Annotated in this window: 14 protein-coding genes; 7 read left to right on the top strand and 7 right to left on the bottom strand. The window is 71.2% G+C overall.

Annotated elements, in window-relative coordinates; genetic code table 11:
• Nucleotides 1-228: 228 nt before the first annotated feature.
• From AAH991_RS24260 to AAH991_RS24270, 3 genes are read right to left on the bottom strand one after another with little or no spacing between them, the layout of a single operon-like run.
• A complete protein-coding gene (locus AAH991_RS24260; protein ID WP_346228195.1) occupies nucleotides 229-1233 on the bottom strand; it encodes a YihY/virulence factor BrkB family protein in 1005 nt (334 codons plus the stop codon).
• Entirely contained in the window at nucleotides 1230-2132 is a 903-nt protein-coding gene (locus AAH991_RS24265; RefSeq protein WP_346228196.1) for a DUF3618 domain-containing protein, read from the bottom strand. The genes AAH991_RS24260 and AAH991_RS24265 overlap by 4 nt, the downstream gene beginning before the upstream one ends.
• Nucleotides 2129-2527, bottom strand: coding sequence for a phage holin family protein (locus AAH991_RS24270; protein ID WP_346228197.1), 399 nt, complete (start codon nucleotides 2525-2527; stop codon nucleotides 2129-2131). Before AAH991_RS24270 ends, AAH991_RS24265 begins: the two co-directional genes overlap by 4 nt.
• Before the next feature lie 366 nt (nucleotides 2528-2893).
• Here AAH991_RS24270 and AAH991_RS24275 point away from each other — a divergent pair, with 366 nt between their 5' ends.
• From AAH991_RS24275 to AAH991_RS24285, 3 genes are all read left to right on the top strand, one after another.
• Entirely contained in the window at nucleotides 2894-5371 is a 2478-nt protein-coding gene (locus AAH991_RS24275) for a glycoside hydrolase family 48 protein (protein WP_346228198.1), read from the top strand.
• 154 nt (nucleotides 5372-5525) lie between these two features.
• Nucleotides 5526-7937, top strand: coding sequence for a glycoside hydrolase family 9 protein (locus tag AAH991_RS24280; RefSeq protein ID WP_346228199.1), 2412 nt, complete (start codon nucleotides 5526-5528; stop codon nucleotides 7935-7937).
• Nucleotides 7938-8037: 100 nt separating this feature from the next.
• Nucleotides 8038-8439: a cellulose binding domain-containing protein gene (locus AAH991_RS24285; protein WP_346228200.1), complete on the top strand. Its 402-nt coding sequence runs from the start codon at nucleotides 8038-8040 to the stop codon at nucleotides 8437-8439.
• 213 nt (nucleotides 8440-8652) lie between these two features.
• Here AAH991_RS24285 and AAH991_RS24290 read toward each other — a convergent pair whose 3' ends face one another.
• From AAH991_RS24290 to AAH991_RS24300, 3 genes are all read right to left on the bottom strand, one after another.
• Nucleotides 8653-8916, bottom strand: a complete 264-nt coding sequence (locus AAH991_RS24290; RefSeq protein ID WP_346228201.1) for a hypothetical protein — start codon at nucleotides 8914-8916, stop codon at nucleotides 8653-8655.
• 133 nt (nucleotides 8917-9049) lie between these two features.
• A complete protein-coding gene (locus AAH991_RS24295; protein WP_346228202.1) occupies nucleotides 9050-10543 on the bottom strand; it encodes a sensor histidine kinase in 1494 nt (497 codons plus the stop codon).
• A 37-nt stretch (nucleotides 10544-10580) separates the two neighbouring features.
• Complete coding sequence (locus AAH991_RS24300; RefSeq protein WP_346228203.1) at nucleotides 10581-11309, bottom strand: response regulator transcription factor; 729 nt, start codon at nucleotides 11307-11309, stop codon at nucleotides 10581-10583.
• Between the two features lie 149 nt (nucleotides 11310-11458).
• Between AAH991_RS24300 and AAH991_RS24305 the strand changes: the two genes are divergently transcribed.
• Genes AAH991_RS24305 through AAH991_RS24315 form a run of 3 tightly spaced genes read left to right on the top strand, consistent with a single transcriptional unit; the run spans nucleotide 11459 to nucleotide 14281 of the window.
• A complete protein-coding gene (locus AAH991_RS24305) occupies nucleotides 11459-12832 on the top strand; it encodes a ferredoxin reductase family protein (protein ID WP_346228204.1) in 1374 nt (457 codons plus the stop codon).
• 22 nt (nucleotides 12833-12854) lie between these two features.
• Nucleotides 12855-13517, top strand: a complete 663-nt coding sequence (locus tag AAH991_RS24310) for an FMN-binding protein (RefSeq protein ID WP_346228205.1) — start codon at nucleotides 12855-12857, stop codon at nucleotides 13515-13517.
• Nucleotides 13514-14281: an FAD:protein FMN transferase gene (locus tag AAH991_RS24315; RefSeq protein ID WP_346228206.1), complete on the top strand. Its 768-nt coding sequence runs from the start codon at nucleotides 13514-13516 to the stop codon at nucleotides 14279-14281. The genes AAH991_RS24310 and AAH991_RS24315 overlap by 4 nt, the downstream gene beginning before the upstream one ends.
• 117 nt (nucleotides 14282-14398) lie before the next feature.
• Here the strand turns inward: AAH991_RS24315 and AAH991_RS24320 are convergent, their stop codons facing one another.
• Nucleotides 14399-15550, bottom strand: a complete 1152-nt coding sequence (locus AAH991_RS24320) for an FAD-dependent monooxygenase (protein ID WP_346228207.1) — start codon at nucleotides 15548-15550, stop codon at nucleotides 14399-14401.
• A gap of 84 nt (nucleotides 15551-15634) precedes the next feature.
• On the opposite strand from AAH991_RS24320, the gene AAH991_RS24325 reads away from it, so the two are divergent.
• The gene (locus AAH991_RS24325; protein WP_346228208.1) at nucleotides 15635-16285 is read left to right on the top strand and encodes a TetR/AcrR family transcriptional regulator; all 651 of its coding nucleotides are present in this window, start codon (nucleotides 15635-15637) and stop codon (nucleotides 16283-16285) included.
• The last annotated feature ends 134 nt before the right edge of the window (nucleotides 16286-16419 follow it).

The raw sequence follows: 16419 nt of genomic DNA on the forward strand, positions 1-16419 counted from the left end.
AAAAGGAGCTCGTCATGCGCCGACGTATCGCCGCCGCCGTTCTCACCGTCCTCATGTCCATCGGCGTCACCGCCGCGATCGCCGCGGCGTCGGCCACGCCGGCCAGCGCGGACTACTACTGCTGCTGACCGGACCCCGGCCCCGTCGTCTCCCGTGCCGGGAGAAGGCGCAGGAAGGCCCGGCGCAGGGCCGGGCCTTCCGGGGCTTTCAATACGACCGAGGGCGGCCTCAGGGCGCGTCGGCCTCCTGGCGCGCTTCGCGCCGTGGCTCGGGCACCTCGCTCAGGCCTTCCTCGGGCTCGGGGTCCTTCGGGGGATCGCGGGGGTCGACGTACGGCTCCGCCGGGGACTCGCCGTCCGCGATCCTGCGGCCGCGCTGGAGCTCGGCGTCGAGTTCGGCGCCGCAGAGGATGACGATGTTCGACAGCCACAGCCAGACGAGGAAGACGACGACGGCCGCGAGCGTGCCGTACGTCTTGTTGTAGGAGCCGAACCGCGCGACGTACAGCCCGAAGCCGGCGGACACCACGACCCAGGCCACGACGGCGAACAGGCTGCCGGGGCTGAGCCACCGCACGCCGGGCTGGCGGACGTTGGGCGCGGCGTAGTAGAGCAGCGTGATCATGCCCGCCGCGAGCAGCACGAGCACCGGCCACTTCACGATGCCCCAGACCGTGACCGCCGTCGGCCCGAGGCCGATCAGGTTCCCCGCGATCTCGGCGAGCCGGCCGGTGAAGGTGACGGCGAGCACGGCGGCCGCCATCAGGATCACCAGCAGGAGCGTCAGCCCCACCCGGAGCGGAGTCACCTTCCAGAACGGACGGCCCTCGCGGATGTCGAAGATCGCGTTGGTCGCCCGGATGAACGCGCCCATGTAGCCGGAGGCCGCCCACAGCGCGAGCAGCAGACCCGTGATCGCGAACACCCCGGCGGTGCCCTGGTGCTGCTGGACGTTGGCGAGGCCGGTCTGCAGCATCTGCTGGACCGGCCCCGGCGTCAACGACTTGATGTTCCCGAGCAGCGGTTCGGTGGCGCTCTGGCCCAGCAGGCCGAGTATCGACACCAGCACGATCAGCCCGGGGAAGATCGAGAGGACGGCGTAGTACGTCAGCGAGGCCGCCCAATCGGGAACGTTGTCCTCCTTGAACTCCTTGGCCGTGCGTTTGACGACTCCGATCCAGTCGCGACGCGACAGCCTCTCGAGCGGCCCCTGCTCGTCCTCGGGGTCGGTCATCGGTGGGCGAACCTCCGCATGAGCGTGTGACGTGGGTGCGGGAACATCCGGCGGCCGCCGAACATGCGGGTCTTGCCGAACACGCCGCGCATTCCCCTGCCGCCGAAAATGCTCTTCCGGCCGAACGTGTTCATCGCGCCGAAACCGCGCTTGCGGCCGGGCATGCGCAGCCCGTTGAAGGCGCTCTTCCCGCTGAACGCGCCCTTGCCGCCGAGCGGGCCAATGCCGCCGGCCCTCTTCTTGGCGCCGAACATCCGGTGTCCGCCGGCCGGCTTGCTCATCTTGCCGGCGGTCCCGAGCATGCCCGTCGCCCGGCCCGTGCGGCCTCCGCCGAACCCACGCGTCCTCGGCATGCCCTGCTTCTGGAACATGCCGGCCACGCCGGGCCTCGTCGTACGGCCCTGGCTCCGGGTGATGACGCGGCGCAGCAGCAGCAGCGCGGTTCCCGCGACTCCGGCGGCGGCGACCAGGCCGGGACGGCGCCTCGCCTGCTCGCTCACCTTGCCGGCGGCTCCCCGCACCGGCTCCGGCGTGGCCTCGCGCACCCGGCCGGTGACGTCGGCGACCCTGGCCCGCGCGGCGGCGGTGGTCGCGTGCACGCGCTCCTGCGCCCGCGCCTTCACGTCGGCCTTGGCGGCCAGGGCCTCGATCGTGTCGCCCAGGTGGTCGCGAGTCCGTTCGATCTCCTGGCGGACCTCGGCGATCTCGTCGTGGCCCTTCTTCTCGTCCTCGCCCTTGGTCTCGGTGTCCCGTGCCGCGGCGACGGGCTCGGGACCGGGCCGCGACTGCCGCACGGCGTTCAGCGACTCCGGCTCGGTGACCGGCTCGGACACGTCCTGTCTGTGCACACCCACGGCGCCGGCGTTCGGCCGGGCCGCTCCGGGGTCGGTCTCGGTCATCTGCGCGCACTCTCCTTCATGACGTCGATGTCTGCTTTGAGGCTGCGCATCGCCTCGTCGGGAGTGGGCGGCGCCGCGCGGGACACCTGCTCCTTGCCCACCAGGGCGAGCAGCCCGGCGAGCGCCAGCAGCGCGGCGCCGATGATCAGGGCGCTGGCCCAGGCGGGCAGCACCAGCGCGAGCGCCAGGATCGCCGTGGCCACGAGGGCTCCCCCGCCGTAGAACGCGATGAGACCCGCGGCGCCGAGCAGGCCCGCGCCCATACCCGCGCGTTTGCCCTTGCGCGTCATTTCAAGCCGCGCCAGCCGCAGTTCGTCGCGGATCAACCGGGAGACGTCCTCGGACAGCCGTCGGACGAGTTCGCCCGTGGACAGCGACTCCTTCTGGATGGTCATGGCCTGCCTCCCTTCCAGGGTTGGGAAGCGCCTACCCGCAGCCGAGAGCCCTAACCACCGGCCTCGGCGGGCCGAACGGCCAGGCCGTTACAGATGAAAGTTTCAGTTATGAAATCTCGCCACATCTGTCAGGGAGGGGCAAAAGACCAGCAAGGGGCCCCGGCTCACCGCGCGGCGAGGTCACCGGGTGAGGCGTCGGCAACCTGTCATTGACATACGGGGGGCCCAATCCACAATCCTGTTGTGGGAGCGCTCCCATCCTACCGGTTCAGATTCACCCTTGCCCGCATCGGCCGTGAAATCCGCTACCTGGGATTTCTTCATCCGATGCTCCCACCCCCAACCCACTTTGGAGACCCTCCAAAAATGAGAACGAGAGCTCTTAGTACGGGAGCGCTCCCACGATCGCGGAAACCGCTGGCCCTGCTGGCGGCCGCCACCGTGGGCGGCGGCCTCCTCGTCGGGCTGGCGCAGACTCCCGCGTCCGCCGCCGTGTCCTGCGACGTCCAGTACGCGCTCAACTCCTGGGGTTCCGGCTCGGGCGGCTTCACGGCCAGCCTGGACATCAAGAACCTGGGCGACCCGGTCAACAGCTGGACGCTCCGGTTCACCTTCCCCAACGGGCAGCGGCTGTCGAACGGCTGGTCGGCCAACTGGAGCCAGAGCGGCACCACCGTCACGGCCACGAACATGTCCTGGAACGGCAACCTCGGCACCGGTGCGTCGACCAACATCGGGTTCCAGGGAACGTGGACCGGCAGCAACAACAAGCCCGCCTCGTTCTCCATCAACGGGGTGACCTGTGGGGCGGTCGTGAGCCCCTCCCCGCCCGTGAGCCCGTCGCCGTCCCCATCGCCGTCGCCCTCACCGTCGCCCTCGCCCGTCGTGTCGCCCTCGGCCGACGTGTCGCCGTCGCCCGGCGTGTCGCCGTCGACGAGCCCCACCCCGGGCACGGACAACCAGTACGTCCAGAACTTCCTGACGATGTACAACAAGATCCACGACCCGGCCAACGGGTACTTCTCGCCGCAGGGCGTGCCGTACCACTCGGTCGAGACGTTCCTCGTGGAGGCGCCGGACCACGGCCACGAGACCACGTCCGAGGCGTACAGCTACTACCTGTGGCTGGAAGCCATGTACGGCAAGGTCACCGGTGACTGGTCGAAGTTCAACACGGCGTGGCAGTCGATGGAGAAGTACATCATCCCGTCGCACGCCGACCAGCCCACCAACGACAAGTACGACCCGAGCAAGCCGGCGACGTACGCGGGTGAGTGGGACGACATCAGCGGGTACCCGTCGAGGCTCGACAGCAGCGTCAGCGTCGGCAGCGACCCCATCGCCAACGAGCTGAAGAGCGCCTACGGCACCTCCGACGTCTACGGCATGCACTGGCTGCTGGACGTCGACAACGTCTACGGCTACGGCCGCTGCGGCGACGGCACCACCAAGCCGGCGTACATCAACACCTACCAGCGCGGCCCCGAGGAGTCGGTCTTCGAGACGATTCCGCAGCCGTCGTGCGACACCTTCAAGTTCGGCGGCCCGAACGGGTACCTCGACCTGTTCACCGGCGACAGCAACTACGCCAAGCAGTGGAAGTACACCAACGCGCCGGACGCCGACGCCCGCGCCGTCCAGGCCGCCTACTGGGCGCTGACCTGGGCGACCGAGCAGGGCAAGCAGTCGCAGATCTCCACCTCCGTCGCCAACGCGGCGAAGATGGGTGACTTCCTGCGCTACGCGATGTACGACAAGTACTTCAAGCAGCCCAACTGCACCAGCACCTCGTGCCCGGCGGGCACCGGCAAGAACTCCTCGAACTACCTGCTGTCGTGGTACTACGCCTGGGGCGGCGCGACCGACACGTCGGCCGGCTGGGCCTGGCGCATCGGCTCCAGCCACAACCACTCGGGCTACCAGAACCCGATGGCGGCCTGGGTGCTGTCGAACGTCAACTCGCTGAAGCCCAAGGGTTCGACCGCCGTCACCGACTGGTCGACCAGCCTCACCCGCCAGCTGCAGTTCTACAAGTGGCTGCAGTCGGCCGAGGGCGGCATCGCCGGCGGCGCGACCAACAGCTGGCAGGGCCACTACGCCAGCCCGCCGTCCGGCCTGCCGAAGTTCTTCGGCATGGCCTACGACTGGCAGCCGGTCTACCACGACCCGCCGTCCAACCAGTGGTTCGGCTTCCAGGCGTGGTCGATGGAGCGCGTGGCCGAGCTCTACTACGCCACGGGCAACACCGACGCCAAGGCGATCCTCGACAAGTGGGTCACCTGGGCGCTGTCCGGCACCACGATCAACGCCGACGGCACCTTCCGGATGCCTTCGACACTGAGGTGGACCGGCCAGCCGGACGCCAGCTTCAGCGGCACCGGCATGCCCCCGGCCAACACCGGCCTCCACGTGACCATCCAGGACTACACCGACGACGTCGGCGTGGCCGGCTCGTACGCCAAGGTCCTGATGTTCTACGCGGCCAAGTCGGGCAACGCCCAGGCCAAGAGCACGGCGAAGGCCCTGCTCGACGGCATCTGGAAGAACAACCAGGACGCCAAGGGCGTGTCGGTCAACGAGACCAAGGCCGACTACAACCGCATCGACGACCCGATCTACGTCCCGTCCGGCTGGACCGGCAAGATGCCGAACGGCGACCCGATCAACAGCAACTCGACCTTCATCTCCATCCGGTCCTTCCTCAAGAACGACCCGGACTGGCCGAAGGTCCAGTCGTACCTGAACGGCGGATCGGCCCCGGTCTTCCGCTACCACCGCTTCTGGGCGCAGACGGACGTCGCGACCGCGCTCGGACAGTACGGCCTGCTCTTCCCCAACGGCTGAGCGGGTCCCCGTGAGCCGGGGTGCGGTGTCGCCTGACCCTTCACCGCACCCCAAGGAAGTGTCCCGGCGGGACACGACCGAGTAAGCCGGGGCGCGGCGGCGCCTGACCCGCCGCCGCGCCCCCGACCCCCCCACCTATGTGAGGCACATCTCCATGCGGCGTACGTTCCCGGCACTGGCGGCGCTGATCCTCTCCACCGCGGTCGTCCCTGCCGCGGTCCCCACCTCGGCTTCCGCCGCCCCCGCCTACAACTACGGCGAGGCGTTGCAGAAGTCGCTGTTCTTCTACGAGGCCCAGCAGTCCGGCAAGCTGCCGTCCACCAACCGCGTCACCTGGCGCGGCGACTCGGCGCTGAACGACGGCAAGGACGTCGGGCTCGACCTGACCGGCGGCTGGTTCGACGCCGGCGACCACGTCAAGTTCGGCCTGCCGATGGCGGCGAGCACCACGATGCTCGCGTGGGGCGCGGTCGAGTACCGCGACGCCTACGCGTCCTCGGGCCAGCTCACCTACCTGCTGAACAACCTGCGCTTCGTCAACGACTACTTCGTCAAGGCGCATCCCTCCCCCAACGTGCTGTACGGGCAGGTCGGCAGCGGCAACCCCGACCACGCCTGGTGGGGGCCGGCCGAGGTGCTGCCGATGAGCAGGCCCTCGTACAAGATCGACTCCTCGTGCGGCGGGTCCGACCTCGCCGGTGAGACCGCGGCCGCGATGGCGGCCTCCTCCATGGTCTTCCGGCCCACCGACCCCACGTACGCCGACAAGCTCCTCACCCACGCCAAGCAGCTGTACTCCTTCGCCGACACCGTGCGGGGCAAGTACAGCGACTGCATCACCGACGCGGCGAACTTCTACAAGTCCTGGAGCGGGTACAACGACGAACTGGTGTGGGGCGCCATCTGGCTCTACCGCGCCACCCAGGACGCCTCCTACCTCGCCAAGGCCGAGTCGTACTACGCCAACCTCGGCACCGAGCCGCAGTCGACGACCAAGTCGTACAAGTGGACGATCGCCTGGGACGACAAGTCGTACGGCTGCTACGCGCTGCTGGCGAAGCTGACCGGCAAGCAGCAGTACGCCGACGACGCCAACCGCTGGCTCGACTGGTGGACGGTCGGCGTCAACGGCCAGAAGGTGAACTACTCCCCCGGCGGCCAGGCCGTGCTCGACACGTGGGGCTCGCTGCGCTACGCCGCCAACACCGCCTTCGTCGCGCTCGTCTACAGCGACTGGCTGACCGACGCCACGCGCAAGGCCCGCTACCACGACTTCGCCGTCCGCCAGATCGACTACGCGCTCGGCGACAACCCGCGCAAGTCGTCGTACGTGGTCGGTTTCGGGAACAACCCGCCGCGCAACCCGCATCACCGGACCGCGCACGGCACCTGGACCAACAACCTCAACGGCGAGCCCGCGCAGAGCCGGCACATCCTGTACGGCGCGCTCGTCGGCGGCCCCAAGTCGCCCGACGACGCCTACACCGACAGCCGGGCCGACTACGTGATGAACGAGGTCGCCACCGACTACAACGCCGGCTTCACCAGTGCGGTGGCGCGGCTGTACAAGGAGTACGGCGGCACCCCGCTGGCGAACTTCCCGGTCGCGGAGACCCCCGACGGCCCGGAGATCTACCTCCAGGCGGCGCTCAACGCCACGGGGCAGAACTTCACCGAGATCAAGACCATGGTCTACAACCACTCGGCCTGGCCCGCCCGCGCGCTGACCGACGGGTCGTTCCGCTACTACTTCACCCTCGACGGCGACACCACGCCGAGCCAGATCACCCTGACGGCGAACTACAACCAGTGCAAGCCGCCGACCGGGCCGACGCAGTTCTCCGGCAAGGTCTACTACGTCACGATCGACTGCTCGGAGCAGACCATCGCGCCGCAGGGTCAGTCGGAGTCGCGGCGTGAGGTGCAGTTCCGCATCGCCAGCGCGGGCAGCTGGGACCCGTCCAACGACTGGTCGTACACCGGGGTGTCCACCACGCCGTCCACGCCCGTGACGGTGCAGAACATGACGCTGTACTCGGGGTCCACCAGGATCTGGGGCAACGCGCCGGGCACCGAGGCGTCCCCGTCCCCCAGCCCGTCGGTCTCCCCGTCCCCGTCCCCGTCGCCGTCGCCCAGCCCGTCGGTCTCTCCGTCACCGTCGCCCAGCCCGTCGCCGACGCCGACGTGCCCGCCGGCGAACGGCGGCAGCCCGTGCGAACCGCCGCTGTCGCCCTCGCCGTCGCCCAGCGCGTCGCCCGTCACCGGCAAGGCGTGCACCGCCACGTACAAGGTCACCAACTCGTGGCAGGGCGGCTTCCAGGCGGACGTCACCGTACGCAACTCCGGTAGCACGGCCATCTCCGGGTGGACGGTGGGGTGGTCGTTCCCGAACGGCCAGACCGTCTCCCAGCTGTGGAGCGGCACCGTCAGCCAGAGCGGGTCGAACGTCACGGTGAAGAACCTGTCCTGGAACGGCAGCCTGGGCTCCGGGGCCACCACGAGCTTCGGCTTCACCGGCAACGGCTCGGGCACCGCCCCGCCGGCCCTCACCTGCACCCCCGCGTAGCCCTCCGCTCCCGGGCTCGCCCCCAGTCGCCCGCCTTCCCCAGATGGACCCCTCTCTGGGGGAGGCGGGCATCCAAGTAAGCGCCGAGAAAGGGAGATCGATGATCAGAAAAGCGATCACCGCGGCAGCACTGGTCCTGGCGTCCACCGGGATCGCGGCCGCTCCGGCCGCCGCGGATTCGCTCGGCTGCACGGCGACCTACACGATCACCACTGTGTGGGGTGGTTCGCAGAGCCAGGGCGCGCTCGCACAGGTGACCGTGCACAACAGCGGGTCATCGGCGATCAAGGGCTGGCGTGTGTCGTGGCGTTACACCGACGGCACCGTCGTCACCCAGGTCGGGGGAGCCGTGTCACTCCCGGTGATCGGCCTGCCGGGCGTCTACGCGTTCGGCAACGAGAGCTACAACGGCGACATCCCGATAGGCGGCTCGACCGTCTTCGGCCTCATGACCAGCGGGGGCGGCGGCAGAGCTCCCGGCGTGACCTGCACGCCCGCCTGACCCGCACGCGTGGGAGGGCCGGATCCGCCGGCCGCGCACTGACGACTTCCGGCTCCGCGCGGGTCGCCCACAAGACCGCACACTCCCCAGCGGGGCGGGTATGGCCCGCCTGGGCCGGACACGGACGATCCCCCGGGACACACTCCCGGGGGATCGTCTTTTCCCGTTATACGAACCGCACGCGACCGGACGGATCACACGGCGCCATACCGATCACCACGACTCGGGAGGCAGGTTCACGTCGCCGACGCGGTCGTAGATGACGGTCTCGTCCGCCAGTCTGACGACCACCACACGGCGGGCGAGCCCCGCTCTCTCCAGCGCCTTGGCGGACTCCACGGCGTTCTTGGCATAGTGGTAGCGGTCACGGCTACCGGTGAACGGGCTCTCCCTGTCGCACCTGACCTCGTAGCGGTCATCCGGCCAAGGGTGGGGAAGCCCGTCAGTACTGCGGCGCTCGGTAGCGGTCGCGGTCATTGCACACCTCTCTTGTCGCGGAGGGACCTCCGCTCAGAAAGACCCCCCTGCCCCCCCAACGTCTAAGTATTCCTCATATGCAACATTTGTTTCACGGCACCCCCTCGAACAGAGGGCCGAGGACAGCACGATGTCACGCGAGGGGCAGCATGACGCGGAACGCCGTGCGGCCGGGCCGGCTCTCCAGGTCGACGGTGCCGCCGTGGGCCGCCACCACCGCCCTGACGATCGCGAGCCCCAGGCCGCTGCCGCCCGAGGCGCGGGCACGGGCCTTGTCGGCGCGGACGAACCGTTCGAAGATCTCGCCCTGCAGGTCCTCGGGAATGCCGGGGCCGTCGTCGGTCACGGTCAGCTCGACCCCGTCCGGCCCCGGGAGACGCAAGGCGACGGTGACGGTCGTACCGGGCGGGGTGTGCGCGCGGGCGTTGCCCAGCAGGTTGGCCACCACCTGGTGGAGCCGGTCGGGGTCCCCGGGCACGATGACGGGCTCCTCCGGCAGGTCGAGCCGCCAGCGGTGGTCGGGCCCGTAGGCGCGGGCGTCGCCGGTGGCGTCGATGGCCAGGCGGGTCAGGTCGACCTCCTCGCGCGCCAGCGGGCGGCCGGCGTCGAGCCGGGTCAGCAGCAGCAGATCGTCCACGAGCGTGCCCATGCGGGCCGACTCGGCGTCGATGCGTTCCAGGGCGTGCCGTACGGCGTCGGGGACGGCCGCCTCGTCGCGGCGGGCGAGCTGGACGTGGGCGCGGACGGTGGCGAGCGGGGTGCGCAGCTCGTGGCTGGCGTCGCCGGCGAAGGTGCGCATCCGCTGCTCGCTGGCATGGCGGTGGGCGAGGGCCCGCCCCACGTGGCCGAGCATGCGGTTGAACGCCTCCCCCACCTGGCCGATCTCGGTGCGGGGGTCCTCGTCGGGCACCCCGTCGGGCAACGCGACCTCGCCGTCGGCCAGCGGCAGGCGGGCCACGCGCCGGGCCGTGGCCGCGACCCGGTCCAGCGGGCGCAGCGACAGCCTCACCCACACGGCCCCGGCGATCCCGGTCACGAGCACGACGACGGCGAACACCCCGATCTCGGCCATCTGCAGGCGCCGGACGGTGACCCGCACGTCCTTCAGCGGCAGGCCGGTGACGAGCACCTCCCCCTCGTCGTTGCCGACGGCCATGACCCGATAGTGGCCGAGGCCTCCCGAGGACAGGTCCATCGTGCGCCCGAGCCCGTCGGCGGGCACGGCGGCCAGCGACCTCTCGTCCGCGGCCGACAGGACCGGGTCGGCCCCGCCCACGACCGCCGGCGCCCCCACCCGGCCGTCCCGCACGAGCACGCCCAGCGTGCCGGGCGCCTGCCCGCGCGAGTCCCCGCGCTCGCCGTACGGGTTGCGCGGGTATCCGTGCTCGTGCTCCTCGCGTTCCTCGTGGGCCAGGCTCTCCGCGAACCGCCCGGCCGTCATCGACAGCTGCTGGTCGAGTCGTTCCACCATGAACCGTTCGAGCAGGAGGGACGAGGCGGCCCCCGCCGCGGCGCAGGCGAGCACGAGCAGCACCAGTGTGCCCACCACCAGGCGGGCCCGCAGCGTGTGCGGCATCAGGTGGAGGCGGCGCGTACGCGGCGTCCCCGGCCGCGGCGGCCCTGTCACGCCGGCCCTGTCACGACGGCCTGTCACGACGGCCCTGTCACGGCCGCAGGACGTATCCCACGCCCCGCACCGTGTGGATCAGCGGCCGCCGGCCGGCGTCGATCTTCTTGCGCAGATAGCTGATGTACAGCTCGACCACGTGCGCCTGCCCGCCGAAGTCGTACGACCAGACGCGGTCGAGGATCTGCGCCTTGCTGAGCACCCGCCGGGGGTTGCGCATGAGGAAGCGCAGCAGCTCGAACTCGGTCGGCGTGAGCTCGACCAGCTCGCCGTCGCGGGTCACCTCGCGGGCGTCCTCGTCCATCACCAGATCGCCCACCACCAGCCGGTCGCCCTCGGCACTGCGCGCCATGCCGGCCCGGCGCAGCAGCCCGCGCAGCCGGGCGAGCACCTCCTCCAGGCTGAACGGCTTGGTCACGTAGTCGTCACCGCCCGCGGTGATGCCCGCGATGCGGTCCTCGACGGCGTCACGCGCGGTCAGGAACAGCACGCACACATCCGGGGCCTCGGCACGCAGGCGGCGAAGCACCTCCAGCCCGTCGAAGTCCGGCAGCATGATGTCCAGCAGCACCGCGTCGGGCTGGAACTCCCGTGCCTCCTTCACCGCCGACGTCCCGTCGGCCGCCGTGCGCACCTCCCAGCCCTCGTATTTCAGCACCGCGCCGAGGACCTCGACGAGGTCCGGTTCGTCGTCGACCACGAGGACGCGTACGGGGGTTCCATCGGGGCGGACCAGGCCGGGCTGGTCGTTCGAAGTCTTACGCATGATGGGTCAAGCGTCCTCCCCGCTCACCGGGCGTGCCCTGTGAGCCACCTCAGAGAATCCTATGAATGATCCGCAAATGCCCCGGTTCATAGGAAAACGAGAGGTTCGGTTGGCACGGTGTGCCACGTGATGACCATGAGGAGGCACCCGTGACCACCACCCACCCCGGGAGAGCGGTGACGACAGGGCACGTGCATGCGCCGCCGCGGCGCGTACGCGCCCGCCCCGAGGCCGTCCTGGCGCTCATCGCCGCGGGCGCGGTCGCGGTCATCGGCATGTGGTGGGCCGGCACGCCCGGCATCGCGGGTCCGGGCGAATATCTGGCGAACGCCGGCCGCGTCACCGGACTGCTCGCCGGATACGCGATCGCCGTGCTGCTGGCGCTGATGGCCCGGATCCCCGCGCTGGAGCGCGGCGTCGGCTCCGACCGGCTCGCCCGGTGGCACTCGACGGGCGGCCGCTACGTCGTCGGCCTGTCGGTGGCGCACATGCTGTTGATCATCTGGGGCTACGCGCTGACCGACCGCACCGGCGTCGTGAGCGAGACGGTGACGCTCAACCTCACCTATCCCGACGTGCTTAAGGCCACCGTCGCGCTGCTGCTCCTGGTGGGCGTCGGCGTCGTCTCGGCGCGCAGGATCCGCCCGAAACTGCGCTACGAGACGTGGTTCCACCTGCACTTCTACACCTACCTGGCCGCGTGGCTGGCCTTCGGGCACCAGCTCGCCACGGGCGCGGAGTTCGCCGTGGCCCCGGTCGCCCGCACCTCCTGGTACGTCCTCTACCTCGGCGTCGCGGCGCTGCTCGTGTGGTACCGCCTCCTGACGCCCGCGCGGCTGGCCGTACGGCACCGGCTGAGGGTCTCGCGGGTGGTGCCGGAGACCCCCGGGGTCGTCTCCGTGTACGTGACCGGGCGGCGTCTGGACCGGCTGCGGGCCGAACCCGGCCAGTTCTTCCGCTGGCGGTTCCTCACCAGGGACCTGTGGTGGTCCCCCAACCCGTACTCACTGTCCGCCCCGCCCGGCACGGGCGAACTGCGGATCACGGTGAAGGACCTGGGCGACCAGAGCCGCTCTCTGGCCCGCCTGCGGCCCGGCACCCGGGTGATCGCCGAGGGCCCGTACGGCGCGTTCACCGTGAAGTCCCGCAGGGCGCGCAAGGTGCTGCTCGTCGCGGGCGGCGTCGGCATCACCCCGCTGCGCGCGCTGTTCGAGTCGGTGCCCGCCGCCCCCGGCGACCTGACCCTCCTCTACCGCGTGCGCGACGAACGGGACCTGGTGTTCCGCGCCGAGCTCGAGGAGATCACCGCGGCCCGCGGCGCCACCCTGCACTACTGCGTCGGCCCCCGGTCCCTGATCGGCGACCCGTTCACGCCCGCGACGCTCGCCGGGCTGGTGCCGGACCTTGCCGACCACGAGGCGTACGTCTGCGGGCCCGCCGAGATGACGAGCGCCGTCATCTCCGCCCTGCGGGCCGCCGGGGTGCCGAGATCCCGCGTCCACCACGAGTCGTTCGAGTTCTGACCGTTTCCCGATAGGAAGTGCCATGCGCAGAGCCATATTGGCCGTGCTCGCGACCGCCGTCGGTCTCGTGCTGCTGCTGTCGTTCAAGCCCCACGAGATGACGGCGCCGGCCCAGCGCCCCGCCGCCGTCGCCCAGGGCGATGCCGGAGCGACGGGCGAGCGCGGGGAGGGCCCCGGCGACGGCTTCTCCGGCCGTGACCGCGACCACGACGACGACCACGACGACGAGTTCGACGACGGGGAGTTCGACGACGGGGACGGGGGCCGCGTCGGCGGGGGCTCCTCGGGTTCCTCCGGTTCCGGTTCCTCCGGCGCCGCCGGCGCCCCGGGTTCCTCCGACCTCACGGGTTCCTCGGATCTCACGGGTTCCTGGACCGGGCCGGGTGCCACCGCGGGCGCCACCAGCGGCGAGAAGACCGTCACCGGCGACTCCGCCGACACCCGCTGGGGACCGGTGCGGGTCGCGATCGTGATCTCCGGTGGGAAGATGGCCGGCGTCAAGGTGCTCGACGCCCCGGCGAGCAACCACCGCGACATCAGGATCAACAACGAGGCGCTGCCGATCCTGAACGAGCAGGCGCTGTCGGCGCAGTCCGCGCGGATCGACACGGTCTCCGGCGCCACCTACACCAGCGACGGCTACATCCGCTCGCTGCAGAGCGCGCTCGACAAGGCGGGCCTGTGACACGCCACGCCGAGCACGTGATGGGCACGGTGTTCTCCTTCGACGTACGTCCCCTCGGCGGGCGCCCCTTCGACGGGCGCCGCGACGACGAGGCCGGGCCGCTCGTCACGGCGGCCCTGGCGGAGGCGGTGGCCTGGCTGCACCACGTCGACGAGGTGTTCTCGACCTACAAGCCCGGCAGCCCCGTCAGCCGGTTGGGCCGGGGCGAGATCACCCTGGCCGACTGCCCGCCCGAGGTGACGGACATCCTCCGCATGTGCGAATCGGTGAGCCGCCTGTCCCACGGCTACTTCACCGCCTATCCCGGAGGCCGCCTCGATCCCTCGGCCATCGTCAAGGGCTGGGCGGTCGACCGGGCCTCCGCCATCCTGCGCGAGGCGGGCCTGCCCGACCACTGTGTGAACGGCGGCGGAGACGTGCGGCTGTCCGGCGCGGCGGCCCCCGGCCGTACCTGGCGGGTCGGCGTCGCCCACCCGCTCCGCCCGGGGGACCTCGCCGCCGTGGTGTCGGGCCGCGACCTCGCGGTGGCGACCTCGGGCACGGCCGAGCGCGGGGCGCACGTCGTCGACCCCCACACCGGCCGGCCCGCCACCGAGCTGGCCTCGGTGACGGTCATCGGCCCGGACCTCGCCCTCGCGGACGCGTACGCCACAGGAGCCCTCGCCATGGGCGGCGCGGCCAGGGAATGGGTGGAGGAACTGGACGGCTACGAGGCCTTCGCCGTCACCGCCGCCGGCGCGACCTGGCACACCTCCGGCCTCTGACCGAGCCCGGCCCGCGGCCGGCGCGGCCGGCCGGGTCCGCCGACACCACGCCTTCACTCACCCCGCCTTCACTCACCCCGCCCTCACTCACCCCGCCCTCACTCACCCCGCCCTCACTCACCCCGCGAGAGCGTGCTTGAGCCGCGTGGCGGCGGCCATGGCGGGCCAGAGGCGGGTGGCCAGGTTCCTGGCGAGGATGCCGCCTCGCGTCGCGGGGACCAGAAGCGCCGACGCCTGCGCGACGTTGCGCTGCTTGGGGTCCACCAGGCGCCGGTGTGCCGCCTCGTACCGCCGGAAGGCCGCCACGGGATCGCCGGAGTGGGCGGCCAGCGCCTCCGCGAGGGTGAACGCCCCCACCATGGCCAGGGTGGAACCGTCCCCGAACAGCGACACGCAGGACGCGGCGTCGCCGAGGAGCGCGACGCGGCCCTTCGACCACCGTGGCAGGCGCACCTGGCTGACGGAGTCGAAGTAGAGGTCGTCGGCTGCGCGCACCTGTTCGAGCAGTTCCGGCGCCCGCCAGGACACGTCCTTGAAGGCGTCGATCAGCATCCGCTTGTGCTGCTCGGTGTCGTGGTGGTCGAACTCCGGCGCCGCCGGGCTGCGGTAGAGGAAGAACGCGCCCGCGGGCCGCGGGTTGACGGCGATCGCCTTGCCGGGCGTGTTGTGCATGATGATGTCCCGGCCCGCTCCGGCCGCCCCGTCGGCGAGCGGCGTCGTCGCGACGTACAGGCCCATGTGGCGCACGAGTCCGCTCTGCGATGTCCCCTCCTCCTGGCCGAACGTCAGGCGCCGCGTCACCGAGTGCAGGCCGTCGGCTCCGATCACCAGGTCGAAGCGGCGGGGTGCGGCGCGCTCGAAGGTGACGTCCACCCCGTGCCCGTCCTGGCCGAGCGCCGTGATGGAGTCGTCGAAGAGGAACTCGGCGTGGTCGCGGCTCGCCTCGTACAGGATCGACGCGAGGTCGCCGCGCGGCACCTCGACCTCGTCCGGCCGCTGCACGGCGCGCATGTCCATCCGGCCGGCCCGCCTGCCGGCCGCGTCGACGAAGCTGACGCCCGTCGTGCCGGTGGCGGCCCGGCGCAGCCGGGGCATGACGCCCATCTGTTGTGCGACCGGGACGGCCGGGCCTCTGACGTCCACCGGGTTGCCGCTGGACCGGGGCTCTCCCCCGCGTTCCACGACCGTGACCCGGAATCCGTGCCTCGCCAGCCAGTAGGCCAGCGTCGGGCCCGCGATCCCGGCCCCCGAGATCAGCACTGTGCTCATGTCGTACCCCACTAACCGGAAGAATTTCCTCCGCATAAACGACGGTATCCTAACCGGAGGAAAATCGTCCATATCCTTCGTGAGGTGGCAGTGGAGAAGGGGCTGCGCGCCGACGCGCGCCGCAACCGGGACCTGATCGTCGCCGCGGCCCAGGAGCTGTTCCTGGAGCAGGGCGTCGACGTGCCGCTGGAGGAGGTCGCCCGCCGGGCCGGCGTGGGCGTCGGCACGCTCTACCGCCGCTTCCCGGACCGGGACGCGCTTCTGCGGGCGGTGGGCGAGGAGAGCCTGCGCCGCCTCGTCGACCTGGCGGAGACGTCCTGGCGCGAGGAACCGGACGCCTGGCACGCGTTGTGCCGTTTCCTGCGCGGCTCGGTGGCCCTGCGGCTGGGCGTGCTGCCGGCGAAGCTCGAACCGCACCTGCACCAGCGGTTGCGCGTCGGCCCGGACCTGCACGAGATGCGGCAGCGGGTGATCGCCGCCGTCCTGCGGATGATCGAACGGGCACAGGCGGACGGCGCGCTGCGCGCCGACATCGGCCCCGGCGACGTCGCCCTGTTGATGACCCTGAACGTGTACACGCCGCCGGGCATGCACAACGAGCAGGCCATGGGACGCGTGGTGGAGATCGTGCTGGACGGCCTGCGCGCCGACGCGGGATCGCCCCTCCCCGGAACTCCGCTCGACGAGGACGATCTGCGCCACTACACCGCCGTACGGCTCCCGCCCGCGCAGTGACGCCGGCCCGACGACGAGCCTCCGGCGGGGGATACCACCATGCCCGGCCCGAGCGGGGCCGCGGCGCCTGACCCCGTCCCGCTCCGGCCGGGCGCGCGGAGCGTTGTCCACAGGCGACGGCGGGAGCGGCCGGG

The organism is Microbispora sp. ZYX-F-249 (genome assembly GCF_039649665.1).
Lineage (GTDB): Bacteria > Actinomycetota > Actinomycetes > Streptosporangiales > Streptosporangiaceae > Microbispora > Microbispora maris.

Bases quoted from the DNA above. Each gene is read 5' to 3' on its own strand.
- AAH991_RS24265 (WP_346228196.1), bottom strand. From the start codon at position 2,132: ATGACCGAGACCGACCCCGGAGCGGCCCGGCCGAACGCCGGCGCCGTG.
- AAH991_RS24290 (WP_346228201.1), bottom strand. From the start codon at position 8,916: ATGACCGCGACCGCTACCGAGCGCCGCAGTACTGACGGGCTTCCCCAC.
- AAH991_RS24285 (WP_346228200.1), top strand. From the start codon at position 8,038: ATGATCAGAAAAGCGATCACCGCGGCAGCACTGGTCCTGGCGTCCACC.
- AAH991_RS24300 (WP_346228203.1), bottom strand. From the start codon at position 11,309: ATGCGTAAGACTTCGAACGACCAGCCCGGCCTGGTCCGCCCCGATGGA.
- AAH991_RS24320 (WP_346228207.1), bottom strand. From the start codon at position 15,550: ATGAGCACAGTGCTGATCTCGGGGGCCGGGATCGCGGGCCCGACGCTG.
- AAH991_RS24270 (WP_346228197.1), bottom strand. From the start codon at position 2,527: ATGACCATCCAGAAGGAGTCGCTGTCCACGGGCGAACTCGTCCGACGG.
- AAH991_RS24275 (WP_346228198.1), top strand. From the start codon at position 2,894: ATGAGAACGAGAGCTCTTAGTACGGGAGCGCTCCCACGATCGCGGAAA.
- AAH991_RS24310 (WP_346228205.1), top strand. From the start codon at position 12,855: ATGCGCAGAGCCATATTGGCCGTGCTCGCGACCGCCGTCGGTCTCGTG.
- AAH991_RS24280 (WP_346228199.1), top strand. From the start codon at position 5,526: ATGCGGCGTACGTTCCCGGCACTGGCGGCGCTGATCCTCTCCACCGCG.
- AAH991_RS24260 (WP_346228195.1), bottom strand. From the start codon at position 1,233: ATGACCGACCCCGAGGACGAGCAGGGGCCGCTCGAGAGGCTGTCGCGT.